Origin of the sequence: Henriciella litoralis (assembly GCF_002088935.1) — a bacterium.
Classification (GTDB): Bacteria; Pseudomonadota; Alphaproteobacteria; order Caulobacterales; family Hyphomonadaceae; genus Henriciella; species Henriciella litoralis.
This window is the reverse complement of record NZ_NCSS01000006.1, coordinates 1,377,357-1,400,132: the sequence shown is the minus strand read 5'-3', so window position 1 is coordinate 1,400,132 and position 22,776 is coordinate 1,377,357. Positions and strand designations below refer to the sequence as shown.

The following is a 22,776-nucleotide window of genomic DNA, read 5'->3' as shown; positions in this document are numbered from 1 at the left end:
AGGGAGCGGCATGCCCGGTTCGTTATTTTACAGCCTACCAGTTGTAGCTTGCGCGGGCGTACAGGAACCGTCCTGCAAACCCAAACGGGCTACGGCTGGAATAAGGGAAGATCCCGTTGAAGCTGAGTGCATCCGGGGTCTGTGTCGGATACTGGTCGAGCAAATTGTCTGCCCCGATACCCACGGAGACCCGCTCGGTCAGGTCCACATCGACAGACGCATCAAGAATCCATTCTGCATCCAGCGTGTAGTCATTAGCCGGATTGCTGGACGGCACCAGAACGTCACCATACCGCGTGGCGCGGACGTTGAAATTGGCCAGCTTGTAATCATAGTCAGCCGCCAGGATCAGCTTGGTCTCAGGCGCGCTTTCCTCAAGCGTAAGGGTCCGATCACGACCGAAGAGAAGCAGACCCGGAATGACCTTGTTTTCCGGCACACTGGTGACTTCCGTCTTGGAGTAGTTGAACGCAGCGGACACGCTGAGATCACCCATCTCATTGAGATCGAAGTCATATTTGGTGACGATGTCGACACCGGTGGTCTCAGTCTCGATACCGTTCTGGAAGAAGCGGATCAGCTGAACGCCGGTGACGCCTGCATCGGCCAGAACAGCGTCCACTTCAGGCCCGGAGAGGTTTTCCGACAGGAAGATCTGGTCGTCGATATCGATGCGGTAGGCGTCGATCGTTACGAACCAGTCAGGCGTCGGTGTGATCACCGTACCCAGGGAATAGCTGATCGATTCTTCGGCATCGAGTTGTCCGCCGCCGAGGGCAATGGCGGCATCCGAGGTTGCCGGGAACGTGCCGACTTCAAACGGAACACCATCAATGAAGTTCGTCGATGTCGTAGTGAAGAATTGCTGCTGCAGGCTTGGCGCCCGGAAGCCGGTTGAAATGGCGCCGCGAACGGCGATCATGTCGGTGAAATCATACCGGCCAGCTATTTTGCCTGTTACCGTATCGCCAAAGTCAGAGAAGTTCTCGTAGCGCATCGCAGCGGAGAGAAGTGTGCGGTCATTCGGCTCCCATTCGATTTCACCGTAGAGGCTGGACGCGTCGCGGCTCTCATCGACTTCGGACTGGGGTGTGAAGCCGGGGAAGACCTGGCTGCCTGCAGCACCGGGGAAGGGCCCAGCGATGTAGGAAGCTTCTTCGCCTGCTTCGATTTCATAGCTCTCGTCGCGGTATTCGGCCCCAAAGGCGAGCGTCGTGGTGCCCGGCAGGAGGGTGTCGAAGGTGCGGACGATGTCTGCGTTCAACGTGAACTGGTCAAACGACAGCGTGCCAGCGTCGAAGCTGGTCTGGCTCGTCGGGCCAAGCGACACGTTGAGCGAGTTGTTCACCGAATATTCGAGTTCGTTCGAGCCGTAGACGCCGCTGACATCATAGTCCCAGCCGCTGACGGTGCCGCGGACGCCGCCGCCAAGACTGGTGTCGAGCACATCACCGCCGATGACAGGCAGAAAGCCTTCTGGATAGATTGAAGGGATGTTGCGGGAGTCGCTGGCACGCCGGTAGAAGCCGGGGCTTTCGCCCTCACGGTCCTGCACGCCGCCAAAGGCATAGAGCTCCATGCCATTGTCCAGTTCGTATCCGGAATTGAAGAAGAAGTTTATGTTCTCGGTCCGGCCATTGCCGTAGACATGGTTCAGGCGGTTGAAGTTACGTTCGGCATCAGCGAACGCAGGATCGTCAGGAAATTGCTGGCGCGGGTCCAGCCCGGCGCGGTTGGAGCGTTGGCGAAGGGAGTATTCCCCGGAAACGGTCAGGAAGCCGTCTTCGCCAAGGCCGAATCCAGCCCAGCCGCCGACTGTGGTGGTCTGACCGTCAATTTCGCTACGGTTGAGGCCCTCGGGGTCTGTGACATGTGCGCCGTAACGAACGTTCACGCCGCCGCCAGAGCTGTCTTCGCGCAGCAAGACGTTGATGACGCCTGCAATCGCATCAGAGCCGTATTGAGCCGAGGCGCCATCGCGCAGGACCTGGACACTGCCGATCGCCGAAGTTGGAATCGAGTTGAGATCGACGGCAGCGGAGCCGCGGCCCACCGACCCGTTGATATTGACCAGAGCTGAGGTGTGACGCCGCTTGCCATTCAGCAGGACGAGCGTCTGGTCTGGCGACAGGCCGCGCAGCGTTGCCGGGCGGATGATGTCGGTGCCATCATTGATGGCGGTCTGGTTGAAGTTGAAGCTGGGAACAGTGGTCGCAAGGATCTGGTTGAGTTCGACGCGGCCGGATTCCGTCAGTTCGGAAACAGGAAAGACGTCAACGGGCACTGCAGTTTCGAGGGCCGTGCGGTCCGTGCTGCGCGTCCCGGTGACGACGACGGAGGACTGTCTCAGCTCCTCGCTGGAGGGAGAGGAGTCTTGGGCGATTGCTGGGGAGGCGAGGATCAGGCTTATTGGAGCCGCTGCACAGAGCATTTTTTTGAGATGAGTCATTTGTTATTCCTTGTGTACGCCGGAACAGTTTAGCGCTCCGAGAGTCCTGCACATGTGAGGGAGCGAGAGAAATGAAACAAGGTGATAAACCGTCGTCGATGCGCAACCGTGGCGAAATTGTGACAGTTGCCTCAATGCAATATTGGAAGGGAAAAGTCTAAATGCCGCAAAAAACAAACAGACTTGCCTTAATCACGGGCGCATCAGCTGGATTAGGGGCAGAATTCGCCCGGCAGTATGCCGCGAAGGGCTGGGATGTCGCGCTGACGGCGCGCCGTCTGGACCGTCTGGCGAAGCTCGCCCGCGACATTGAGGAAAAATATCATGTTGCGACGATCGTGATCAGTCAGGATCTGGCGCGTCCCGATAGCGTCGATGACATATTGGCGACCCTGAAAGAGGCCGGGCGGCATGTCGACGGATTGGTCAATAATGCGGGCTATGGCGTTTCGGGCACCTTCTTCACGACAGACTGGGCCGAGCAAGAGAAGTTTATACGTGTGCTGTATAGTGCGCCCATTGAACTGGCACATAAACTCTTGCCGGGCATGGTCGAGCGTAATTTCGGGCGGATCATCAATGTGGCCTCAGTTGCCGGATATACGCCGGGCACATCGGGCCAGACCCTCTATGGCAGCGTGAAGGCGGGAATCATCAAATTCTCTGAAAGCCTGCATGCCGACGCCAAGGCGGCCGGGCATGACATTCACTGTACCGCGCTTTGCCCAGGTCTAACCGAGAGCGAGTTTCATGATGTGAATGGATCGCGCGAGCAGATGGAAGCTGCGCCTGACTGGATGTGGATGGAGGCAAAGCCTGTTGTCGCAGCCGGTATCGATGCGGTCAGCAAGGGACAGCCCGTTGTCGTGCCAGGGATGGTCAATAAGGGCATCACCACGCTGACCAAGATACTGCCGGAGCCACTGGGGCGCGCGATCATGAATGAGCGTTCTCGCCGGATGCGGGAAGCGTCAAAGGATTAGGGCGCAAGCTCCATCGTGATCCTGTCGGCGAGGAGCCGCCCGGACGCGGTCAGCGCGATATGGCTGCCTGAATGTGTGACGAGACCGGCAGAGACGAGATCCTCGATCTTGTCTGACGGTGGCATTGCACCTGTCAGCTGAGCCAGTCTGGCAAGATCAAACCCTTCCAATGGACGAAGGCCGAGTGCGAGCAATTCGCGCGCGGCGTCCAAAGCGGACAGGTGTTCGTCTGGTGGGGTGTTTTCGGCGATGTAGACGGCAGGCTTGCGTGCAGCGATTGTGGCGATGCGCTGGCCGTCCAGGCTGATGCGACCATGGGCGCCGGGGCCGATGCCGATCCAGTCGCCGCCGCGCCAATAGATGAGATTGTGCTGGGACTGGTAGGCGGGGCCGCTCGCATGGTTGGAGACTTCGTATGCGGGAAGGCCGTGCGCGGCGGTGATGTCCTGCGTCAATTCATAGAGGTCTGCCTGATCGTCATCCAGCATGGGCGAAAGTTCCCCCCGGGTGGCGCGGCGACCGAAGGCTGTGCGTTCTTCAATGGTCAGCTCATAAAGAGACAGATGCGGCGCGCCGAGCTGGAGCGCGGCGGTCAGCTCTGCTTGCCATTCGGCTTCGGTCTGGCCCGGGCGGGCGTAGATGAGGTCGATGGAGAAATTGTCGAAGACGGGGGCGATGCGCTGAACGGCGGTGCGGGCGCCTGCGCTATCATGCTCTCGGCCGAGGAAGCGGAGCGCGTCATCGTCCAGCGATTGGATGCCGAGCGACAGGCGCGTGACACCAGCGGCCGCCCAGTCTGAGGGGCTGGTGGCGCTCACATCATTGGGGTTGGCCTCCAGTGTGATCTCTGCACCGGGAGCTAGGCCGAACAGGCGGTCGGCCAACGCGATCATGGCCTCGATCTCAGCTGGAGGCATGAGCGAGGGCGTGCCGCCGCCGAAGTAAAGCGAGGTCAGCGGCGGATGACCTTTCAACCGGTCTGCATGGCGCTGTATGTCGGCGGACATGGCGGCGATCAGCGCCCCCGGATCACGGTCCTTGGCGGCGTAGACGTTGAAGTCGCAATAGGGGCAGATGCGCGTGCAGTAGGGCCAGTGTAAATAAAGCCCGAAGCCATAGTGCGGGCCGAAGGGCAGGGTGGGGGGTGTCAAAGCAAGGCCGCTTTCAGCTTTGCGAAGGCGTCGGCGCGGTGGCTGATGGCGTGCTTTTTCTTTGGGTCCATCTCCCCGAAGGTGATGGTTTCTCCTTTTGCAACAAAGACCGGGTCAAAGCCGAAGCCCTGTTCGCCTCGCGGTGGCCAGACGAGGTCTCCCTCGACCGTGCCGCGAAACACTTCTTCATGGCCATCCGGCCAGACAACAGCGAGCGTTGAGACAAAACGGGCGCTGCGGTCTGTGGCGCCGGACTCTTTCAAGAGTGTCTCGACCTTTTCCATGGCGACGTAGAAGTCGCGTGGTTCACCGGCCCAGATCGCCGTGTGGACGCCGGGCATGCCGCCAAGGGCCGTCACTTCGAGGCCGCTATCGTCTGACAGGGCAGGCGCACCGGTCGCCTTGCAGGCCGCGCGGGCCTTGATGAGCGCATTGCCCTCAAAGGTCTGTTCGGTCTCTTCGGGCTCTTCAAGATCGAGCTCGATTGCGGACACCACCTCATAACCGGCAGGCTCAAACAGGTCCTTGAGCTCTTTGACTTTTCCCTTGTTGTGGGTGGCGGCAACAAGTCTTCCTTTATCGAGCGTGCGAGTCATGGGTCTATGTGGCTCCGATCTTGCTTTCTGAACAAAGAGTATTATCGTTTAACGGTAAATTACTGGTTGGAAGACAAGAGACGGTCATGTAAACCGCCTCAAGAGGTTATGAGAGACATATGACGATCCGCCCGCAAAACTCCATGGCTGCCTTCCTGTCGGGACTGATGCAGGTTGTGATCTGGATTGCTGTTGTCAGCGGTGTGATCGCTTTTCTTCTTATTGGCGCTGGTCTGATCGGCAGCCTGAATGGCGGCACTATGCGCGTTCCCGGCATGGAAGCCTATGTCGAGGATGTCGCGCCGGGACAGTTTATCGCGGGTCTTGCCGGGCTCGCCGTTTTTGCGCCGGGCATCATCTATGTCTGCATGCAGCTACGGAAAATCCTGTCGACCCTGGCAACCGGTGACCCCTTCGTGCCCGAGAATGGGCCGCGCCTGACGCGCATTGCTGTGGCCATCGCGCTGATCGAGCTGGCGCGGTATCTCAGTGTGATCCTGCTGAATGTATTTGTCGATCTTGGCACGGATCAGCCCCTGCGCCTCAGCATTAACCTTGCTGCCTGGGCGGCAGTCATAGCGCTTTTCATCCTTGCGCAGGTCTTCCGAGAAGGAAGCCGGTTGCGTGAGGAAGAGAAGATGACGATTTAGGAGGCCTCGAACCATATGGCCATTCGCGTAACTCTCGACCGCGTTCTGCTTGAGCGCCGCATGTCCCTGACCGAGCTGTCAGACCGTGTTGGTGTGACGCTCGCTAATTTGTCCATTCTAAAGACGGGCAAGGCCAAGGCCGTGCGGTTCTCGACGCTGGAAGCGCTCTGCCGTGAGCTGGACTGCCAGCCCGGTGACATCCTGATCTTCGATGAAGAGGGTGATGGCGCGGCAGAAGAGTCAGATGAGGCCGCGGCCTAAGGTGAAGTTCGGAACCTCCTCGCCGCAGCGCGGTTGCACTTCCATGATCATGAAAAACAGATTTTTTGCGGGTGTAGCCCTTACTTTGACGCTCGTGGCATGTACTGGCGGTGACCGCGAGGCGGGCGAGTTCAAGAATGACTGGCTGGGCAATGAGATCAAGATCGACCGGCTGGCCGATCCTAAGATCGCCGGGATTTCGTGTCATGTCTCGTATTTCGACCGCGGCGTCTGGGACCGGCTCGGCAAGGGCAACTGGTTCGAGGATCCGTCCAATTCATCGATTTCCTGTCTGCAGACCGGGCCGATTGTCATCGGCAAGATCGATCTGGACCGTTCTGGCGAGGAAGTCTGGGACAGGGGCCGGTCGCTGATCTTCAAGCAGCTCGCCGTACGCCGGATCTATGACCCGCAGACGGACTCGCTGATGTATGTCTCGTTCAGCCGCAAGCCCGTGGATGGCTCCGCCAAGATGAGCCTGTCGACGGTGCCGCTCTATGGCGCGGATGTGACGTGGCAGGGGCGGGAAAAGCCTCAACCGCGCGACTAGGCTGCACTATCAGGTGATGTCCCTATCGCCCGGATCGGATTTATCTAGCAGAGTACGGGCATGACCTATCAAGTCCGCTCGGCGGAAGAGCGACGGCTCGCCATTCAGAAAAACGCTGCCCGTCTTGGCATTGACGACAATTTCATCTCGGAGTTGGTCGAGACCTTCTATGCGCGTGTGCGCGCCCATCCGCGCCTTGGCCCCATCTTCAATGGCGAGGTGGATGACTGGCCAGAACACCTCTCAAAGCTGAAGGATTTCTGGGCTTCGGTCGCGATGAATGCGGGGCGCTATTCCGGCAAGCCGGTGCCGGCGCATATGAAGCTTGACGGGATTAAGCGCGAGGATTTCGGTCTGTGGCTTGGGCTGTTTCACAGGACGCTGGAAGAGATTGCGCCTGGCGAAGAAACCGTCGCCTATTTCATGCAACGCGCCGAGCGCATTGCGCAAAGCCTGCAGCTTGCCATGTTCGGGCTGGATAGCCTTGAGGCGAGTGGGTAGTCCACGCATTTCGCTGCATCTGTACTCAGGTGGTTGAAGCGATGATGTATGTCGCCGTCTAGCGCAAGCCGGCGTGGAAGTGGGCGCGCGATCCGCAAACGGACTCGCTGATGTATGTCTCTTTCAGCCGCAAACTGGTGGATGGGTCTGCCAAGATGAGCCTGTCGACCGTGCCGCTTTATGGCGCGGATGTTACGTGGCAGGGGCGTGAGAAGCCTCTGGCGGATTAAGCCGGATGCGCTTCAGTGCAATTACCCTGATGATGGAATAAGACATCAGCGCCAATGGCAGGCCCATCACATAGGCGATAGGTAGAAATTTCGACACCAAGGTGCCGGCCAATCCCAAAAAGTTTAGTGCATCAAAGCCAGTTGAAACCTGACGGATGAGGTCGAACCCGGCCAAACCCAGAAGGAGTACAACGGGCGTTAAAGTGAATGCAGCCAAGCCGGCGAGAAACACATTGATATCGCTCTTGATACGAAATTTCGTGTAAATCAGCAGGGCCAGTGAGACGCCGATGGTCGTGGGGACGGCAGTTACGAAGAGCATAAGCGGTAGTTCAGCTAAATGCGGACGTCCATCTATCAGCAGCCATAGCCAAAAAGCTGGAGTAAGCGGTCCAGCGAGCAACCAGGCAAGCAGGACGAGCCGCGGAGACCTGAACAAGAGCAAGTTCTCCGGGTCGTCTGCTCGGTTGATCGCTATGTCGGCCATGGGCGCACGATACGCCCATCATCGAAACCGAACCACGCGGCATAGCGCGCAGGTCCGGGTTAGCCGATCGCTTTGCGCTGCGCCTCGAAAAGCTCGTTGCAGCCCTTTTCGGCGAGCTTCAGAAGCTCTTCGACTTCCGGGCGGGTCATTGGGCGTTCTTCGCCGGTGCCCTGGATTTCGATGAAGCCGCCGTCGGAGCTCATCACGACATTCATGTCGCCTTCGCCGCCGGAGTCTTCAGGGTAGTCGAGGTCAAGGACGGGGGTGTCCTTGAAGAGGCCAACGGAGATGGCTGCGGCTTGCTTGGTGATCGGGTCTGTCTTGATGACGCCTTCTTCGCGCATGTATTTCATCGCGAGCGCCATGGCGACGAAGCCGCCCGTGATGGAGGCTGTACGTGTGCCGCCATCGGCCTGCAGCACGTCGCAGTCGATGGTGAGCTGGTTTTCGCCAAGCGCGGAGAGATCGACCACTGAGCGCAGCGAGCGGCCGATGAGGCGCTGGATTTCCTGCGTGCGACCGGACTGCTTGCCGGCGGTTGCTTCGCGGCGGCCGCGTGTGTGGGTCGCGCGGGGCAGCATGCCGTATTCGCCGGTGACCCAGCCTTTGCCCTGACCGCGCAGCCATGGCGGGACATTGTCCTGCCAGGAAGCGGTGCAGAGAACGTGGGTGTGCCCGAATTTTGCGAGGCAGGAGCCTTCGGCGTAGCGGGTGACGTTGGTTTCAAGCACGATATCGCGCAGTTGATCGACGGCGCGGCCCGAGGGGCGGGTGAATTCTGTCATGATCTTTCCTTAGAGCATCTTGCGCGCTCTTTAGGCATATTCAGTCGATCACGTCGACCGTCGGGGCGATGCCGAGTGCATCCGCATTGTTGGCCTGCGCCGCGCGCGTGATCGGATAGCGCCAGATCAATAGTGCAGCGAGCGCATATGAGACAACTGGCACGCCGACGAAGACCAGCATCAGGCCATGCACAGTTTGCGGTGAGTTGTCGGTGGCCGGATTAAAGCCCACGAGCACGCCAAGGAGGATGTAGGGGATGCCGATCGCGAAGCTCGCGCCGGTCTTGTAGGCCCCCGACATGAGGGAGAAGAAGAGCCCGGAGCGATTGCCGCCGCCGCGCACTTCTTCAGCTTCGACAAGGTCTGCCATCATGGAACGAACGAGGATGAAGGGCGAGCCATAGCCGAGCCCGCTGATGACGGCTGCGGCCAGCAGGCCGTACAGGCCGACGTCCATCATCGAGAGCGGCAGATATGAGATGTAGGTCACCGCTGAGAACAGGCAGACCAGTCGCATCGCTATGTATTTTTCAGTGCGTTTCGAGATCCACACCCAGAACGGCATGGCGGCAAAACCGGCGATGAAGTGCGCCATCAGGATGAGCGGTGCGAGTTCGATGATGCCAAAGCCCCACTGGGAGGCGAACAGGAAGGTGCCGGCCGTACCGGCGATGGCGATGCCGATGAAAATCTCGGTCGCAAGCAGGCGCCATAGCGTGGCTTTCTTCAGTGCGTCGGTGATCGCCTTTGCGCTGAAGTCCGCTTTTGGCAGGTCTGATGCGGGTTTCGGGTCCGGCACGAGCCAGACGGCGGCGCCTACGGTGAGCGGCAGAGCGATAACGAGAATCCAGCCCATCATGGAAATCTGGGCCGCGCGATCGACCCCACCTGTCGTGGCGAGAATGGTCGGCAGGGCGAGCATGATCAGCATGGTGGAAATCGAGAACAGCTCTCGCCACATGAAGAGGCGTGAACGTTCGTCATAGCTGCGCGCGATGGACGGGGCCCAGGCCTGGTGCGGGGTCACGATCATCGTCGTGCCAATGTAGAAAACGAAAAGGATGACCGCGAGGACCAGAGGCGAAATGGGTGGGCCTATCGGGTTATAGAGGAGCCAGACCGCCGGAAGCAGGATCGGCACGGCCATCAACAGCCAGTGACGCACCTTGCCAAGGCGGGAGGGGCGGGTATCGACCAGCCAGCCCATGACAGGATCAGAAAACAGGTCCCAGAAGCGCAGGACCATGAAGATAACACCGACCATTGCGGTGCCGAGCCCCATCTGGTCTGCATAGAAAGGCGCGATAAAGACAGCCATGGGCAGTCCAACGGCCCCGAACGGTATTCCGACCGAACCATATGCGATGACTTGTGTTAGGGGTAGTTTTTCAGGGACACTCGACATAGCGCCACACAATCTGATTTTGTGTGTCGCTCCAAGCGAAAACGCCAATATAAAACCGGTGATTGCAAAGATCGAAAATTCGCCAACATGACTGATTTTTCTTCTTCAAGCGGCCTTCTTCAGAGCCTCGATGAGCGCTCACGATCGATTTTTCGTGAGATCGTGGAGACGTATCTGCAAACGGGTGAGCCTGTCGGGTCACGGACCCTTTCCAAAGGCACGATCGGTCTGTCTGCGGCTTCGATCCGCAATGTCATGGCGGACCTCACTGACCTTGGCCTACTGGACAGCCCGCACGTGTCTGCGGGCCGTCTGCCGACGCATATCGGCTTGCGCCTCTTCGTCGACGGGTTTCTTGAGATTGGTCAGCCATCGGATCGCGACAGGCAGGAGATCGAGGACAGGCTGCGCTCTGGCGGGCGGGACATGCAGGGCATGCTGAAGGAAGCTTCGTCGATCTTGTCAGGTCTGGCCGGGGGCGCAGGGCTTGTGTCCTCGCCAACGCGTGAACGGCCGGTGCGGCATGTGGAGTTCGTTCCTCTCGCCACGGGCGAAGCGCTTTGCATCCTGGTTGACGAAATGGGCGATGTCGAAAACCGGCTCGTGAAAATTCCGCCGGGACTGCCGGCAACAACGCTGATTGAGGCGGGCAATTATCTCGCCGCCCGGATGAAGGGGAAGACGCTGCGAGAGGCTTCTGCCAGTATCAGCGAGGAAATTGCGCAGCGCCGCGCGCAGCTCGATGCAGCTGCAACCTCGCTTGTTGAGCAAGGGCTGGCGGAATGGGGCGGGCAGGTGCCTGGAGAGGAACGCGCACTAATCGTGCACGGCCGCGCCAACCTGCTGTCTGATGCGCGCGCTGCAGAAGACATGGAGCAGGTGCGGCAACTGTTTGATATTCTGGAGCGTCAGCAGGGCCTTCTGGAGGTGCTGGACTCGACCCGGGAAGCCGAAGGCGTGCGACTTTTTATCGGTTCGGAGAACAGGCTTTTTCCGTTGTCGGGTTCAAGCCTGATCGTTGCCCCCTATATGAACGCCTCAAGAGAGGTTATCGGCGCACTTGGAGTGATTGGCCCGACCCGGTTAAACTATGCCCGTGTGATCCCGATGGTGGACTATACGGCCCGGGTGGTTGGTCAGATTCTCGGTGAGCGCCAGAAAACATGAAGAGTGACAAATGAGCATGAGTGAAGATCAGAAACGCCCGCCAGAAGCGGTTGAAACCGAAACACTGGATGCCGGTTCGCCGGAATCAGAAGCGCTTGAAGCGGCTGCTGAAGCAGATAATGAAGGCCCGGACGCCGAAACCCGCATCGCCGAGCTGGAAGGCGAGGTCACCGGCCTCAAAGACCAGATTCTGCGCACGCTGGCTGAATCAGAAAACGTCCGCAAGCGCGCTGCGCGTGAAGTGTCCGACGCCAAGGTCTATGCGGTCGAGAAATTTGCAGGCGACATGCTGAGCGTTTCAGACAATCTGTCTCGCGCGCTTGGGGCGCTGCCGGATGAGGAGCGCGCTGCGTTGACCGAGGCAGGGCAAAACCTGCTCAACGGCATCGAGATGACGCAGAAAGAGCTTCACGCGAAGCTTGCCCGTCACGGCGTGACGTCTGTCGCCGCTGAGCCGGGTGAAGCGTTTGATCCGAACCTGCATCAGGCTGTCAGCCAGGTGCCGTCGGATCAGCCGTCGGGTACAATTGCCGAGACCTACCAGACCGGCTGGCGTATCGGCGACCGTGTGTTGCGGGCTGCTATGGTGGCCGTCAGCGCCGGACAGGCGAACTAGGCTCTATTTTTTCTCGATGGACCACGCGGTGACTGTGCCCGGCTTGGGCGACAGGCCAATTGTCATGTCGCCCATACTGAGCAGTGGCCCTCTGACCTCAGGCATCTTGAGGTCGAATGAGGCGCCGTCGGCATCGATGAAGTAGAGACCGCCGACCAGAGATGAAACAAGATAGCCATCATCGATGATGGCGACGCCGTCGGGCGCCATCAGGCCCGTGGCGAGTTCTTTCAGCTCTTTGGATTCAGTGACTTCATAGAGGCTCCCCGTCTTTGAGGAGGCGAAGACGAGGCGGTTCTGGTCTGCCGTGAGAGAGCTTACGCCTTCGAGACGCGCATCTTCCATCCAGATGCCGACATCGTCGCCTGACAGGCGGTATATGCGCCCTGCGCTCGGTTCAGCGATCATCAGGCTGGCATTCCATGCAGCGATGCCAGAAAGGCGCGTTGCGCCTGAAACAGGGATGGATTTGAGTTCAGTCCCGTCCAGCCGGTGCAGGACTTTGATCTCGTCTGTATCTGCGACGTAGAGAAAGCCGCGATCCATCTGCAGGCCGGATGGCTTGGAGAGCCCGGTCGCATAATCGCGCGCGATGATTTTGCCATCAGATGACAGCCGGTGGATCTGGCCCGTGCCATCAGACATGCCGGCCACGAAGAGACCGCCCTCGTCGGAGGGCGTGACGGCTGATGGGTTGGGCAGACCGGTTGCGGCCCAGTTCTCCGTGAGGGCGACCGGGCTTGGCTCACGGCTTGTTTGGTGAGTCGCCGGTGCGTCTGTGCTGTCTTCGACGTCTATTTCGGTTTCAGGCGGCACGCTCGCATCCTCTGCAGGGGAGTCTGCAGGTTGGCAGGCGCTGGCAAGCAGGAGGCTGAGGAGCGGCGCGGCGAAATATCTGGGCATAGGATGGTCCGTGTGCTTCGGTTTACATTTGAGACTAGTGCGCGGAGTTGGCCAGAAAATGGCAAACTGCCCGGGGTCGCCCCGCGTCCCGCCTGAACCTTTTCGCGCGCATTCGCGTTCGTCAGGGCAGAAGGAGACTGAATATGAGCAAGGCGTACAATGTCGGCACGAAGGTCCAATGGGACTGGGGTAACGGCACCGGAACTGGCGAGGTCGAGAAGACGTATACCGAAAAGGTCACCCGCAAGATCAAGGGATCTGAGGTGACGCGCGATGCGGATGATGAAAATCCAGCCTATTACATCGTTCAGGACGATGGTGACGCCGTGTTGAAGAGCCATTCCGAGCTGCAAAAGGCCTGATGAAACGTCATGAAATTGCGCAGGGAGTTTCACCGAAATGTGAGCCAGCCTCTTGAGCCTGCGAAAGGCTTTCCCATATCGCAGCTTGAAGACACGTTCGTGGAAAAGCGGGCGTGAAAATCTCAACCCGTAGAGCCGCTGTTTCGGGGTGCTGCCTCGACAGGCCAAGAAATCGAAACTGCGGCGGCTGAAAGAAGAGAAAGTAAGAGACATGGGAAAAATTATCGGAATCGACCTTGGTACCACCAATAGCTGCGTTGCGGTTATGGATGGTGGCGAAGCCAAAGTTATCGAAAACTCTGAAGGCGCCCGCACGACCCCGTCGGTTGTTGCCTTTACCGAAGGCGGCGAACGCCTCATCGGGATGCCGGCGCGCCGTCAGGCCGTCACCAACCCGGATTTCACCTTCTATGCGATCAAACGTCTGATTGGTCGTCAGTTCGACGACCCGACGGCGCAGAAGGACAAGGCCATTTCGCCGTTTGACATCGTCAAAGGCAATAATGGCGATGCCTGGGTTAAAGGCCGCGACAAGGAATACGCGCCGCAGGAAATCTCTGCATTCATCCTGACCAAGATGAAGGAAACGGCAGAAGCCTATCTCGGCGAGAAAGTCGAGCAGGCGGTAATTACCGTTCCAGCCTACTTTAACGACGCCCAGCGTCAGGCCACCAAGGACGCAGGCAAGATTGCCGGTCTGGAAGTGCTGCGCATCATCAACGAGCCGACAGCGGCTGCGCTGGCCTATGGCCTCGACAAGGACGAAGAGTCCAAGACGATTGCAGTCTATGACCTTGGCGGCGGTACGTTCGACGTCTCGCTTCTCGAGATCGGTGATGGCGTGTTCGAGGTTCTCTCGACCAATGGCGACACCTTCCTCGGTGGTGAAGACTTTGACCTTCGCATCGTCGACTTCCTGGCTGACGAGTTCAAAAAGGATCAGGGCATTGACCTGAAGAAGGACAAGCTTGCCCTGCAGCGTCTGAAGGAAGAAGCCGAGAAGGCGAAGAAAGAGCTTTCATCTGCCTCGCAGTATGAAGTGAACCTGCCTTTCATCACGGCTGACCAGTCCGGTCCAAAGCACCTCAACATCAAGCTGAGCCGTGCCAAGTTCGAGAGCCTCGTCGAGGACCTCGTGAAGCGCACGATCGAGCCTTGTAAGAAAGCGCTCGCCGATGCTGGCAAATCGACCTCCGAGATTGACGATGTCGTTCTCGTTGGCGGCATGACCCGGATGCCGGCTGTTCAGGCGGCTGTGAAGTCGTTCTTCGGCAAGGAGCCACACAAGGGCGTGAACCCGGATGAGGTTGTTGCCATCGGTGCAGCCATTCAGGGCGGCGTGCTTCAGGGCGACGTGAAAGACGTTGTTCTGCTCGACGTGACGCCTCTGTCGCTCGGTATCGAAACGCTCGGCGGTGTGTTCACGCGTCTTATCGACCGCAACACCACAATCCCGACGAAGAAGGGTCAGACCTTCTCGACCGCTGAAGACAATCAGCCGGCCGTGACGATCCGCGTCTTCCAGGGTGAGCGTGAAATGGCGGCCGACAACAAGGTGCTTGGCCAGTTCAATCTGGAAGGTATCCCGCCTGCACCGCGCGGCGTTCCGCAAATTGAAGTTACCTTCGACATTGACGCAAACGGCATCGTGTCCGTCAGCGCCAAGGACAAGGCGACGAACAAAGAGCAGAAGATCACCATTCAGGCGAATGGCGGCCTCTCCGATGACGAGATCAACTCGATGATGAAGGATGCCGAGGCGAACGCTGACGCAGACAAGCAACGCCGCGAACTCGTCGAAGCCAAAAACGGCGCCGAAGCCCTGGTGCACCAGACCGAGAAGCAGCTCGAAGAGCATGGCGACGCGGTTGGCACCGAAGTGAAGGCCGAGATCGAGAAAGCCGCTGAAGAGCTGAAGACCGCTGCTGAAGGTGAAAACCTTGCAGATATCCAGGCCAAGCATCAGGCGCTTATGACCGCCGCGATGAAGCTTGGTGAAGCGATCTATGCCAGCCAGCAGGCTGAATCGGCTGAGGCAGATGCGAAGGCAGATTCTGCCGGAAGCGACGACGATGTCGTGGATGCAGACTTTGAGGAAGTGGACGACGGTCGCAAGTCGGCCTAAACCCTTCCACCAGACTTAAAAACAAGGCGCCCCGCAGACCCTGCGGGGCGTTTTGGTATTAGCGCGAGGCTGACATGATATTCGGAGTCCAGGACGGCGGAAGCGGAAACGGCGGCGGCGCCGCCGAAAGCGTCAATACCGACGATCTGGGGATATTATCCTCACTGGAAGGCTTCTGGTCGCAGGTCCAGTCCGTGCTCGACACCGGGTTTCTCGGTGAACCAATCGGCCGGGGGCTCGTGGCGCTTGTCATCCTTGCCGCGGCGTTTTTGCTGCGCGGACTCCTGGCCAGTTTTATCGTTGCGACCATCGGTAAGCTGGCTGGCAAGACCGACAACACTTTCGATGACAATATGGTCAAGGCGCTTAAGCCGCCTATTGCGCTTTTCCCAATCGCGGCCGGCATTTTCTTTGCGGCGCAAGCGCTCGGCGCGAGCGGTGAGGTCGACACATTCTTTGGGTCGCTGACAAAGTCGATCATTATCGGGGCGATCTTCTGGGCGCTCTACCGTGTCGTTTCTCCGCTGCTTGAGCTGGTCACTGGCATGCAGCGGACGCTCGGCGAGACGTTTGTGGGCTGGCTCGGGCGTATCCTGAAAGCGATTGTTACTTTTGTCGGCGGCGCGGCCATTCTTGACGTCTGGGGCGTGCCGGTGATGCCCTTCCTCGCGTCGCTGTCGCTTCTTTCGGTTGCCGTTGCGCTGGGCGCGCAAGACCTTTTCAAGAACCTTATTGCGGGCATGACTATCATTGGTGAGCGCCGTCTGGCCAAGGGTGACTGGGTGTTTGTGGACGGTGTCGTTGAGGGGACAGTTGAAGATGTCGGCTTCCGCTCGACAACAGTGCGCCGCTTCGACAAGGCGCCGGTCTACGTGCCAAACTCGAAGCTCGCCGATAATCCGCTGACCAACTTCTCGCGCATGACGCATCGCCGGATCTATTGGAAGGTTGGACTGGAGTATCGGACCACCGATGAGCAGCTGACAGAGATCCGCAATGCCATTGAAGACTATATCTCGTCTGAAGATGACTTCGCGCCGGCCGCCGAGGTCTCCACATTCGTGCATGTCGATGAGTTCTCCGACAGTGCCGTGAACGTCATGGTCTATTGCTTCACCAATACGACGACATGGGGCGAATGGCTGGCCATCAAGGAAAAGCTTGCCTTCTTCGTGAAGAAGACGGTGGAAGAAGCTGGCGCAGGCTTCGCCTTTCCTAGCCGCTCACTTTATTTCGAAAAGCTGCCGGACGGCTTTGCGCCAGAAGCCTATTCACCGCCGTCTGACGAAGAGGCCTCTGAGGAGGCTGAGGATGGCGCAGATGACGTCGATGAAGGTGACGTGCCTGACAAGCATAAAAGCTCCAGTGCGAAGGCGTCGAAGAAGAACCGCGGCAAGTCCACGTCCGGTCCGCAGCCCGCTGGCCGCGCGGTTGATGGCGGGGGCGGTGACAAGGGCAGCGCAGACGCCGGTGGCGGCGACGAGGGCGAATGAGCACAGTCAGTCTGCAGCCTGAGTGCACGTCCTGTGCGGCGCTCTGTTGTATGGCGCTTCCATTCGACAAGTCGGACATGTTCGCGTTCGACAAGCCGGGTGGGGAAGGGTGCAAGCATCTTGGGCCTGACCATGCGTGCACGATCCATGCGTCGCTGGAGACGCGCGGCTTCAAAGGGTGCGTGCTGTTTAATTGCTATGGTGCAGGCCAGCGCGTCACGCAGGACGTGTTTGATGGCCGTAGCTGGCGTGATGACCCCAGTTTGATAAAACCGATGTCAGAGGCGTTCGGTGTCATGCGCCGAATTCACGAGATGCTGGTGCTGATCAGGGAAGCCAGGCGTTTGCCGCTGTCTGCGCAGCAGCTTCATGAGGCCACCCGCCTGGAGGCAAGCCTTGGAGACGGCGTGGACTGGACGCAAGAGGCTCTACAGCAGTTTCAGACGGGTCCACTGGCTGGGGAGGTCGCGGCGTTTCTGAAAAGTCTGAAGCCTTTGGCTGAGCAGGCCGGATTGAAGAAATAATAGCGACAAAGAAAAACCCCGGCGCAAAGGCCGGGGTTTCGCTGATAACGGGGTATTCCAGACTGGGCGTGGGCTTTAGGCCGCTGCGAGCGCCTCGTCTTTGGATTTCTTAGGATCACGAAGCACATAGCCCCGGCCCCAGACGGTTTCGATGTAATGCTCGCCGCCTGGATTTTCGTTGGTGGCGGTGGCCTTTGCGAGCTTCTTGCGGAGCTTGCAGATAAACACGTCGATGATTTTGAGTTCAGGCTCGTCCATGCCGCCATAAAGGTGGTTGAGGAACATTTCCTTGGTGAGCGTGACGCCCTTGCGGAGCGAAAGCAGCTCAAACATCTGGTATTCCTTGCCGGTCAGGTGGACGCGGTCGCCATCGACTTCGACGGTCTTGGAATCGAGGTTCACGAGGATTTCGCCGGTGCGGATGACGCTTTCAGCGTGACCCTTGGAGCGGCGAACGATGGCTGTGATACGGGCGATCAGCTCATCTTTGTTAAACGGCTTGGTCAGGTAGTCGTCAGCACCGTACCCGAGCGTCTTGACCTTGGCTTCGATGTCTGGATTGCCCGACAGGATCAGCACCGGGGTGTTGATGCGCGCCATGCGGAGCTGTTTGAGAACTTCGTAGCCGGAGATGTCTGGCAGGGAGAGGTCGAGGATGATGATATCGAACTCGTACACCTTTCCCAGGTCGACGCCTTCTTCACCCAGATCGGTGGTGTAGGTGGTGAAACCGGCGGCCTTCAACATCAGATCGATGCTGCGGGCGACGGAGTTGTCGTCTTCGATAAGAAGAACTCTCATGTGTTGCTCCCGAATCAGTCTAGCGACAACGTAGCCGCCCCATTAACCAATGTGAATCTACGAACCGATAATTACCAGAGAATTAACGGGCTAATAAAACCGCAGAATTTGTTCACACTTTCCGTTTGAGGGCCGCGCCATCCTTGCCTTGCTGCAAGCCCCTGACGCTGCAGGAAAAAATGCTCTCAAACTGTCTGGAAGTAGGGCCCGGATATGCTGCTCGGCGCAGATGTTTCAATGTTTAATGGTTTACCGAGTTGAGGTTCTCTTTACCGAAATTGCGTTCAGCCACATGAAAAAGGGGCGCAGTGTTGGCCGCGCCCCTCTGAAATAATTAATGGCCGTCAGCCTAGATCGGAAGGTGCGGACGCTTGCCGCGTGTGACGAATGTCTGGGCAATTGCGATCGCATCCTGGATCGGTTGAGCCTTCGGATCGGTGGAGATGAGGGTACGCTGGCGGCGAACGGCTTCACGCACTTTTTCGTCTCGCATGACAACACCTGCCAGTGTCGGGCGGAAGCCGAGGAACTGGCGGCAGGCCATTGCGATGGCCTCATAGGTCTGCTGACCGGTCGCGCGGTTTGGCGCCTGATTGATCGCGATATGTTGTTCGACGTCAGGTGCATAGCCGCGAAGGACCTTGATGAAGGCATACCCGTCCGTCATCGAGGACGGATCGTCGGTAATGACCATCAGCGCTTTGTCGGCTGCCCGAGCAAGACGCATGCAGTTGGCTTCGATGCCAGCGCCAAGATCGAGAACGATCTTGTCATATTGCAGCGACAGAGAGGACAGGCCTGCAGCGAGACGGGCGACTTCTTCTGGCGATAGCTCAGCCAGGGCGCCTGAACCTGAGCGGCCCGGAAGGACATCAAATCCGCCTTTCCCGGCGCCGCCATCGACGTTGATCACGGCATCCTCAAGCTCGATCCAGCCGGCTATGACAGCTGCGAGATCGGTCTCAGGGGCGATGCCCAGCTGGACGTCCACATTGGCAAGGCCAAGATCGCCATCAACGAGGAGCGTTCGCTCTCCGAGATTGGCAAAGGCACTTGCGAGTGTGATCGACATGAAGGTCTTGCCGACCCCGCCCTTGCCAGATGCAACAGCGATAATCGTTCCAGGCTCAACTCGCCGCTGGGGCGTCTTGGGCAACCGGTTAGATCTGTCCATGGATTTTGGAAGCATGAAGCTCATCTCATGCAGCTCCTCTTAGTGCGATATCTGCTGGAGCTTCTTCCAGCAGGATTCTTGAAAGCCGGCCTGGAGCGGCCGGGACTAGTCCGCCGCCGATGAATGGTGTCACGCCGAGATGGGCAAATGCGATACCTGCGCCGGAAAGGGCGGCGACGACACCGCCTCTTCGGCGGGTAACATCGAGTTTGGTTATAATGGCCCGGCGAACACCGACGCGCGCGAAGGCGCGGGCAATGTCTGCGAGGTCATCGGGGTGTCCTTCGGTTGAAAGCACGAGCACCGGCTCGGCATCAATGACGGAAATCAGTTGCTCGAGATTTCCCATGTCTTCTTCATCGAAGGGCACGATTGCGGGAAGGTCGATGACGCAGCGTTCTGAGTTTTGACGGGCTGTTTTCAGAAGATTGAACAGGTCATCCGGCGTCTTTGCGACACGGATCTGTTTTTGTTCAAGCTCCAGATAGGCAGCAAGCTGTGCGCCGCCAGCGGTGGCATCAAGGTCAGCTGCGACTGGCAGAATCTTGGCTTTGGCGACCGCCGCGCGGCGCGTGAGTTTAGCGGCGACAGCTGTTCGGCCATGGCCTGGAGGGCCAACAAGAAGAATGTCGCGCGTCGGCATTGGCGGGATCGGATCACATGTGATCAGGGCATCGAGGCCGCTGGCCATAATCTCGGCCGGGTCTTGCGACCGCGCACACATGGGCGCGCCTGCGTCTGCAACACGCTCAGCAAATCTCTGTGGTGCGCCATGCCAGATCAAGGCATCGCGCACGCGATTACGGAGTGGATTTTCCTGTGGCCGTGGGGCGGCGCCTACAGGCCGGTTCAAACGTGTCAGGAAGCGCGGATCGCTAGGCACCATACCGCCGCCCAGCTTGTCCGTCGCTGCACGCACTTCCACGCCGCCAGGAACTTCGCGTTCTGAAAGAATAATCGCGTCGTCGCCCATCTCGGCAAAGATCATTGCCTTGGCCGCTTCGACGCTTTCAGCTGCGAACATTTTCATGCGCATGAGCAAATAACTCCACTTCTGGAATCACACATTCGCGCGGAAAGGTTAACGAAATCTGTCGATTTGTTAGGAATGGAGAAATAGGCTGTGAACAAATCAGCCGGGACAGTGATCAGGTTTGAGAGGGAGATCAGGCGGCTTTGCGCTCGTCGATGATCTCTGAAAGTTTCACGCCGAGCTGTCCATCAGCGACCACCAGTCGGCCGCGCGCCATGAGGCGGTCAGAGACATAGATGTCGACAGGTTCAGTGACGGATTTTTCCAGCGCGACAATCTCGCCGTGCGAGAGCGCCATCAATTCCTCGATGGGAATACGGGCTTCACCCAGCACGACATCAACGCGTACGGGGACATCGAACAGACCTGCGTCTGGTGCACGGTTAGCGCTCATGGTGTGCTCCCTCATCGTCTGTTGCGAAGACTCGCGTGTAATGGTTTCCGACCGGTTACCAGTCTCGCTGATGTCATTTGACAAGCGAATCACGTCTGAAAGAGATTGCCCTGTCCGTCAACCAACTCTGCAGCAATCTGACGAATTTTGGATTTTGCTTCCGCGCGGACCTCGCTGGAAAGCGTTGCCTTTTCAAGGGCATCTGCGAGTTCGACGACCTTGATCAGCGCTGTGCGCAGTGAGGCAGACGATTGTTTCATCGCCTCTGTCTGCTGCTGGACATAGCGGTCACGGACGAGTTTGGCCGTATTGTTGCGGGTGTCGTCCAGCAAGCCGGCAAGTTCTGCGACGCTGATCAGTATACGATCATCAGCTGGTGCGGGCGGCGGAGCTGGCGGGGAAAAATCGCTCTGGAATTCGAACGGCCTGAGGCCTGAAACTTCAGTCTTCGTCATTCGACCAACTCATCGTCTTCATGATCTGCCGAGAGAATATCACCGCGCCGCGCGAGCGTGCGGGCGAGAGTCGTAATCTCATCGCGAGCAGCATCGATGACCGATCTGCGGACCGGGCCGAGTGCCTCGATTTCTGCGCGCAACATATCGCCTGCGCGCTGGGTCATATTGAGGAAGAACGCTTCGCAGACCGGGGCACTTGCGCCTTTCAGCGTGGTGGCGAGATCTGCCCGGTCGACGCTGGACAGAATGGTCTGGATGGCGGCTGGTCCGAGGCGCGCGAGGTCGTCAAACGTAAACATTAGCGCGCGGATACGCTCGCGCGCGCCCGGCTCGGACTTGTCGAGGGACGACAGGAGGCCTTCCTCGGTGGCAGTATCGAGACGGTCAAAAATCCGGGCCACGGCTTCATCGCCCTGGCCGGCACCTGACGAGCCTGACCCTTCCAGGTCTGCACACAGCGACTTTGCGATGATCGATGTCGATGACTGCGTCGGGCGCCCGAGATGGAGCAAACGGCGCAGGGCATCGATGGCTATGAGGCGCGGCAAAGCCCGAACGGCCTGAGAGGCGGTTGGCGGGGAGAGCCGCGACAGGATAAGCGCGATTGTCTGCGGGTGCTCGTTGCGAATGGCGTTGGCGAGTTGGGCTGGCGCCATGGCTGATATGCGCGACCAGATACCTGTCATGGCAGGCACCTCGGACGGCGCGCTGAAAGGCGGGCGCGTCATCTCCAGTTCGGAAACAAGGGCTGCGGCCTCTGTCGATGACGGCTCGCTGAGATCAATCTCGCCGGACGTCATCGCGGCGCGCAATTCTCTCGAATCGTCAGGAGACAGCTCACCCCAGATCTGCGCGGCAGCCGGCCCAAGCGCACGCATCAGGCGGGCCGCTTTGGCGACGCCTGGCGCGATCGCGGTCTCGGTGGTTTGCAAACGGGCAAGAAGGCTCATCGCTCGTCTCCTTCCTGATTCATCCAGGCTTTGAGAATTCGGGCGGTTTCGCGCGGATTCTCACGGGCAAGCTGCCTTGCCTGTTCGCTGATATCTTCATTGGCCGCAGCGCGCGGAACCAGCGCGGGCCTCAATTGCGGCGGCTGGCGTGTCTCGGTCGCAAGTGGGGGATCATTGTCCTGCCGGAGCGGCATCGGCAATTCTTGACGCCCGCGCGAAGGGGTCAGGGCGGTAAAGAGCAGGAGAAACCCGACGAGCGAGATAGCGCCGAGCTCGAACAGGTCGATCGTTTGTAAGCCGCCCGTCGTGCCGCTTGCAAACTCAAAGGGCTGGACGTGCAGGCTGTCGGTCGCGCGGTCATAGCCCGCCGCAGCTTCCAGGATGGTCACCATGCGCTCGAAGGTTTGCGCGTCCACGACGACATCATCCGACGCCGAGTTCACCATGACGAGAAACCGTCGCGAACCATCTTCGACGCGATTTGAGGCCAGCCTGACATTGTTGCGCCCGAAAACGGGCTCCAGAAGACTGGTCAGCTGTCGCTGTTCGAAAGACTGGGCCTCGCTGTCGGCAAGGCCGTCACTAAGCAGCGTGTTTGCCCGCCATGCGAAAAGGCACGCGGTAATGGCCAGCGCGATAAGCGCCGCCAGCCGCGTGCCTCCTGGCAAGGTTGACCTTATCACTGACATTGCCTGCCCCTGAGTCCGCCGCGACCCTGGAAATGAGGG

Annotated in this window: 25 protein-coding genes and 1 pseudogene; 12 read left to right on the top strand and 14 right to left on the bottom strand. The window is 59.0% G+C overall.

Annotated elements, in window-relative coordinates:
- Positions 1-34 precede the first annotated feature (34 nt).
- Positions 35-2,449: a TonB-dependent receptor plug domain-containing protein gene (locus B8783_RS10215; protein ID WP_084420028.1), complete on the bottom strand. Its 2,415-nt coding sequence runs from the start codon at positions 2,447-2,449 to the stop codon at positions 35-37.
- 161 nt (positions 2,450-2,610) lie between these two features.
- Here B8783_RS10215 and B8783_RS10210 point away from each other — a divergent pair, with 161 nt between their 5' ends.
- Entirely contained in the window at positions 2,611-3,432 is an 822-nt protein-coding gene (locus B8783_RS10210; RefSeq protein WP_084420027.1) for an SDR family NAD(P)-dependent oxidoreductase, read from the top strand.
- On the opposite strand, the gene hemW is transcribed toward B8783_RS10210, so the two are convergent.
- Together hemW and rdgB are read right to left on the bottom strand one after the other, a co-directional pair.
- Complete coding sequence (hemW, locus tag B8783_RS10205) at positions 3,429-4,583, bottom strand: radical SAM family heme chaperone HemW (RefSeq protein WP_233355742.1); 1,155 nt, start codon at positions 4,581-4,583, stop codon at positions 3,429-3,431. The two genes, B8783_RS10210 and hemW, sit on opposite strands and share 4 nt — an antisense overlap.
- Complete coding sequence (rdgB, locus tag B8783_RS10200) at positions 4,580-5,179, bottom strand: RdgB/HAM1 family non-canonical purine NTP pyrophosphatase (RefSeq protein ID WP_084420026.1); 600 nt, start codon at positions 5,177-5,179, stop codon at positions 4,580-4,582. The genes hemW and rdgB overlap by 4 nt, the downstream gene beginning before the upstream one ends.
- A gap of 119 nt (positions 5,180-5,298) precedes the next feature.
- On the opposite strand from rdgB, the gene B8783_RS10195 reads away from it, so the two are divergent.
- The 5 genes and pseudogenes from B8783_RS10195 to B8783_RS18360 form a co-directional block, all read left to right on the top strand.
- Positions 5,299-5,829: a DUF2975 domain-containing protein gene (locus B8783_RS10195; RefSeq protein ID WP_084420025.1), complete on the top strand. Its 531-nt coding sequence runs from the start codon at positions 5,299-5,301 to the stop codon at positions 5,827-5,829.
- A gap of 15 nt (positions 5,830-5,844) precedes the next feature.
- Positions 5,845-6,090: a helix-turn-helix domain-containing protein gene (locus B8783_RS10190; protein WP_084420024.1), complete on the top strand. Its 246-nt coding sequence runs from the start codon at positions 5,845-5,847 to the stop codon at positions 6,088-6,090.
- A 49-nt stretch (positions 6,091-6,139) separates the two neighbouring features.
- Complete coding sequence (locus B8783_RS10185; RefSeq protein WP_233355741.1) at positions 6,140-6,640, top strand: CreA family protein; 501 nt, start codon at positions 6,140-6,142, stop codon at positions 6,638-6,640.
- A gap of 60 nt (positions 6,641-6,700) precedes the next feature.
- A complete protein-coding gene (locus B8783_RS10180) occupies positions 6,701-7,141 on the top strand; it encodes a group III truncated hemoglobin (protein ID WP_084420023.1) in 441 nt (146 codons plus the stop codon).
- 101 nt (positions 7,142-7,242) lie between these two features.
- Positions 7,243-7,371 (top strand): annotated as a pseudogene (locus B8783_RS18360) (CreA family protein); the annotation flags it as partial.
- On the opposite strand, the gene B8783_RS10175 reads toward B8783_RS18360, so the two are convergent.
- From B8783_RS10175 to B8783_RS10165, 3 genes are read right to left on the bottom strand one after another with little or no spacing between them, the layout of a single operon-like run.
- Entirely contained in the window at positions 7,334-7,858 is a 525-nt protein-coding gene (locus B8783_RS10175) for a hypothetical protein (protein WP_084420022.1), read from the bottom strand. The pseudogene B8783_RS18360 and the gene B8783_RS10175 overlap by 38 nt on opposite strands.
- A 59-nt stretch (positions 7,859-7,917) precedes the next feature.
- Positions 7,918-8,643 carry a ribonuclease PH gene (gene rph, locus B8783_RS10170; RefSeq protein ID WP_084420021.1) on the bottom strand — a complete coding sequence of 242 codons (726 nt, stop codon included), beginning with the start codon at positions 8,641-8,643 and terminating at the stop codon, positions 7,918-7,920.
- Positions 8,644-8,683: 40 nt separating this feature from the next.
- Positions 8,684-10,048 (bottom strand): MFS transporter, encoded by a 1,365-nt coding sequence (locus B8783_RS10165; protein WP_084420020.1) that lies wholly within the window; start codon positions 10,046-10,048, stop codon positions 8,684-8,686.
- A gap of 87 nt (positions 10,049-10,135) precedes the next feature.
- Here B8783_RS10165 and hrcA point away from each other — a divergent pair, with 87 nt between their 5' ends.
- Both hrcA and B8783_RS10155 read left to right on the top strand, forming a co-directional pair.
- Positions 10,136-11,215 carry a heat-inducible transcriptional repressor HrcA gene (gene hrcA, locus B8783_RS10160; RefSeq protein WP_084420019.1) on the top strand — a complete coding sequence of 360 codons (1,080 nt, stop codon included), beginning with the start codon at positions 10,136-10,138 and terminating at the stop codon, positions 11,213-11,215.
- A 10-nt stretch (positions 11,216-11,225) separates the two neighbouring features.
- On the top strand, positions 11,226-11,831 hold the full coding sequence (locus B8783_RS10155) for a nucleotide exchange factor GrpE (protein WP_233355739.1): 606 nt from the start codon (positions 11,226-11,228) through the stop codon (positions 11,829-11,831).
- Positions 11,832-11,834: 3 nt separating this feature from the next.
- On the opposite strand, the gene B8783_RS10150 is transcribed toward B8783_RS10155, so the two are convergent.
- Entirely contained in the window at positions 11,835-12,734 is a 900-nt protein-coding gene (locus tag B8783_RS10150) for an NHL repeat-containing protein (RefSeq protein ID WP_084420018.1), read from the bottom strand.
- Positions 12,735-12,877: 143 nt separating this feature from the next.
- Here B8783_RS10150 and B8783_RS10145 point away from each other — a divergent pair, with 143 nt between their 5' ends.
- The 4 genes from B8783_RS10145 (at position 12,878) to B8783_RS10130 (ending at position 17,238) form a co-directional block, all read left to right on the top strand.
- Entirely contained in the window at positions 12,878-13,096 is a 219-nt protein-coding gene (locus tag B8783_RS10145; RefSeq protein WP_084420017.1) for a hypervirulence associated TUDOR domain-containing protein, read from the top strand.
- Positions 13,097-13,307: 211 nt separating this feature from the next.
- Complete coding sequence (dnaK, locus tag B8783_RS10140; RefSeq protein ID WP_084420016.1) at positions 13,308-15,221, top strand: molecular chaperone DnaK; 1,914 nt, start codon at positions 13,308-13,310, stop codon at positions 15,219-15,221.
- A gap of 74 nt (positions 15,222-15,295) precedes the next feature.
- On the top strand, positions 15,296-16,714 hold the full coding sequence (locus tag B8783_RS10135; RefSeq protein WP_084420015.1) for a mechanosensitive ion channel family protein: 1,419 nt from the start codon (positions 15,296-15,298) through the stop codon (positions 16,712-16,714).
- Positions 16,711-17,238 carry a hypothetical protein gene (locus tag B8783_RS10130; RefSeq protein WP_139792324.1) on the top strand — a complete coding sequence of 176 codons (528 nt, stop codon included), beginning with the start codon at positions 16,711-16,713 and terminating at the stop codon, positions 17,236-17,238. Before B8783_RS10135 ends, B8783_RS10130 begins: the two co-directional genes overlap by 4 nt.
- Positions 17,239-17,313: 75 nt before the next feature.
- On the opposite strand, the gene ctrA is transcribed toward B8783_RS10130, so the two are convergent.
- The 7 genes from ctrA to B8783_RS10095 form a co-directional block, all read right to left on the bottom strand.
- On the bottom strand, positions 17,314-18,039 hold the full coding sequence (gene ctrA / locus B8783_RS10125) for a response regulator transcription factor CtrA (protein ID WP_084420013.1): 726 nt from the start codon (positions 18,037-18,039) through the stop codon (positions 17,314-17,316).
- Between the two features lie 349 nt (positions 18,040-18,388).
- On the bottom strand, positions 18,389-19,237 hold the full coding sequence (locus tag B8783_RS10120; RefSeq protein ID WP_084420012.1) for a nucleotide-binding protein: 849 nt from the start codon (positions 19,235-19,237) through the stop codon (positions 18,389-18,391).
- A gap of 1 nt (position 19,238) precedes the next feature.
- On the bottom strand, positions 19,239-20,249 hold the full coding sequence (locus B8783_RS10115) for a flagellar biosynthesis protein FlhF (protein WP_233355738.1): 1,011 nt from the start codon (positions 20,247-20,249) through the stop codon (positions 19,239-19,241).
- Between the two features lie 130 nt (positions 20,250-20,379).
- Positions 20,380-20,640: a flagellar motor switch protein FliN gene (fliN, locus tag B8783_RS10110; RefSeq protein WP_084420011.1), complete on the bottom strand. Its 261-nt coding sequence runs from the start codon at positions 20,638-20,640 to the stop codon at positions 20,380-20,382.
- 89 nt (positions 20,641-20,729) lie between these two features.
- The gene (locus tag B8783_RS10105; protein ID WP_084420010.1) at positions 20,730-21,095 is read right to left on the bottom strand and encodes a hypothetical protein; all 366 of its coding nucleotides are present in this window, start codon (positions 21,093-21,095) and stop codon (positions 20,730-20,732) included.
- Positions 21,092-22,048: a flagellar motor switch protein FliG gene (locus B8783_RS10100; protein ID WP_084420009.1), complete on the bottom strand. Its 957-nt coding sequence runs from the start codon at positions 22,046-22,048 to the stop codon at positions 21,092-21,094. The genes B8783_RS10105 and B8783_RS10100 overlap by 4 nt, the downstream gene beginning before the upstream one ends.
- Complete coding sequence (locus B8783_RS10095; protein ID WP_084420008.1) at positions 22,045-22,737, bottom strand: hypothetical protein; 693 nt, start codon at positions 22,735-22,737, stop codon at positions 22,045-22,047. The genes B8783_RS10100 and B8783_RS10095 overlap by 4 nt, the downstream gene beginning before the upstream one ends.
- Between the last annotated feature and the right edge of the window lie 39 nt (positions 22,738-22,776).

Coding starts and splice junctions, on each gene's coding strand:
- B8783_RS10120 (WP_084420012.1), bottom strand. CDS start 19,237: ATGAGCTTCATGCTTCCAAAATCCATGGACAGATCTAACCGGTTGCCC.
- B8783_RS10155 (WP_233355739.1), top strand. CDS start 11,226: ATGAGCATGAGTGAAGATCAGAAACGCCCGCCAGAAGCGGTTGAAACC.
- B8783_RS10190 (WP_084420024.1), top strand. CDS start 5,845: ATGGCCATTCGCGTAACTCTCGACCGCGTTCTGCTTGAGCGCCGCATG.
- B8783_RS10175 (WP_084420022.1), bottom strand. CDS start 7,858: ATGGCCGACATAGCGATCAACCGAGCAGACGACCCGGAGAACTTGCTC.
- B8783_RS10195 (WP_084420025.1), top strand. CDS start 5,299: ATGACGATCCGCCCGCAAAACTCCATGGCTGCCTTCCTGTCGGGACTG.
- B8783_RS10165 (WP_084420020.1), bottom strand. CDS start 10,048: ATGTCGAGTGTCCCTGAAAAACTACCCCTAACACAAGTCATCGCATAT.
- dnaK (WP_084420016.1), top strand. CDS start 13,308: ATGGGAAAAATTATCGGAATCGACCTTGGTACCACCAATAGCTGCGTT.
- fliN (WP_084420011.1), bottom strand. CDS start 20,640: ATGAGCGCTAACCGTGCACCAGACGCAGGTCTGTTCGATGTCCCCGTA.
- B8783_RS10115 (WP_233355738.1), bottom strand. CDS start 20,249: ATGCGCATGAAAATGTTCGCAGCTGAAAGCGTCGAAGCGGCCAAGGCA.
- B8783_RS10215 (WP_084420028.1), bottom strand. CDS start 2,449: ATGACTCATCTCAAAAAAATGCTCTGTGCAGCGGCTCCAATAAGCCTG.
- rph (WP_084420021.1), bottom strand. CDS start 8,643: ATGACAGAATTCACCCGCCCCTCGGGCCGCGCCGTCGATCAACTGCGC.
- B8783_RS10210 (WP_084420027.1), top strand. CDS start 2,611: ATGCCGCAAAAAACAAACAGACTTGCCTTAATCACGGGCGCATCAGCT.
- B8783_RS10145 (WP_084420017.1), top strand. CDS start 12,878: ATGAGCAAGGCGTACAATGTCGGCACGAAGGTCCAATGGGACTGGGGT.
- ctrA (WP_084420013.1), bottom strand. CDS start 18,039: ATGAGAGTTCTTCTTATCGAAGACGACAACTCCGTCGCCCGCAGCATC.
- hrcA (WP_084420019.1), top strand. CDS start 10,136: ATGACTGATTTTTCTTCTTCAAGCGGCCTTCTTCAGAGCCTCGATGAG.
- B8783_RS10180 (WP_084420023.1), top strand. CDS start 6,701: ATGACCTATCAAGTCCGCTCGGCGGAAGAGCGACGGCTCGCCATTCAG.
- B8783_RS10130 (WP_139792324.1), top strand. CDS start 16,711: ATGAGCACAGTCAGTCTGCAGCCTGAGTGCACGTCCTGTGCGGCGCTC.
- rdgB (WP_084420026.1), bottom strand. CDS start 5,179: ATGACTCGCACGCTCGATAAAGGAAGACTTGTTGCCGCCACCCACAAC.
- B8783_RS10105 (WP_084420010.1), bottom strand. CDS start 21,095: ATGACGAAGACTGAAGTTTCAGGCCTCAGGCCGTTCGAATTCCAGAGC.
- B8783_RS10135 (WP_084420015.1), top strand. CDS start 15,296: ATGATATTCGGAGTCCAGGACGGCGGAAGCGGAAACGGCGGCGGCGCC.
- B8783_RS10185 (WP_233355741.1), top strand. CDS start 6,140: ATGAAAAACAGATTTTTTGCGGGTGTAGCCCTTACTTTGACGCTCGTG.
- B8783_RS10150 (WP_084420018.1), bottom strand. CDS start 12,734: ATGCCCAGATATTTCGCCGCGCCGCTCCTCAGCCTCCTGCTTGCCAGC.
- B8783_RS10100 (WP_084420009.1), bottom strand. CDS start 22,048: ATGAGCCTTCTTGCCCGTTTGCAAACCACCGAGACCGCGATCGCGCCA.
- B8783_RS10095 (WP_084420008.1), bottom strand. CDS start 22,737: ATGTCAGTGATAAGGTCAACCTTGCCAGGAGGCACGCGGCTGGCGGCG.